Source organism: Pseudomonas sp. Choline-02u-1 (assembly GCF_002836515.1).
Lineage (GTDB): Bacteria > Pseudomonadota > Gammaproteobacteria > Pseudomonadales > Pseudomonadaceae > Aquipseudomonas.
Genome location: NZ_PJBC01000040.1, coordinates 1 through 593, shown reverse-complemented (window position 1 = coordinate 593; position 593 = coordinate 1). Strand labels below are relative to the sequence as shown.

Annotated in this window: 1 protein-coding gene; it reads right to left on the bottom strand. The window is 57.8% G+C overall.

Features of this window, described 5'->3' with window-relative positions; all coding sequences use genetic code 11:
* Window positions 1-186: 186 nt before the first annotated feature.
* The gene (locus CXF97_RS14005) at window positions 187-387 is read right to left on the bottom strand and encodes a hypothetical protein (RefSeq protein ID WP_101159032.1); all 201 of its coding nucleotides are present in this window, start codon (window positions 385-387) and stop codon (window positions 187-189) included.
* Window positions 388-593 lie beyond the last annotated feature (206 nt).

The window sequence follows — 593 nt, the reverse complement described above, 5'->3', positions numbered from 1 at the left end:
ACGTGCTCCGTCAGGTCAACCGCGATCCCCTGTGGGAGCGAGCTTGCTCGCGAAAAGGCCGTCCGCCTCGACACCAATGGCGCCTGCCCCACTGCTATCGCGAGCGATGAAGAGTCCTGACAGCGCAAATTCCGCGCAAAAAAAACCTGCCACGAAGAGGCAGGTTTTTCCTTTGCCAGCGCTCAATCAGCGTGACGGCGGATGCTCCGTCGAAACCGAGTTCGTCGCATCGACATCCGACATGTCTTCCTCAACCGGTGCCTCATCGTCCGGCGGCAAAGGCACTTCTGGATTTCCACGCTTGGGATCGTGGCCAGTCTCGTTGTCGGTGGTGCGCGTCACGGCTTGTTGCGCGTGGTTGCCCGGTGCGTTTTCATCAATGTCCATGTCGGTCTCCGATGTGATTCAGCGAGATGTTCCTCAGCGTGTGAAATGCCCAAGCGTGACAAGTGCCCGGCACTGGACGAACGGCATTCTGTAGAGAACGCAAAAAGCCTGCTTTCGAGGCAGGCTTTTGCGGTGTATTAAACGCTTACTTCTGCTGCGTCAACGCCGAGTAGCTGTTCATCAGGTTGCGGTAGTTGGGGATCCGC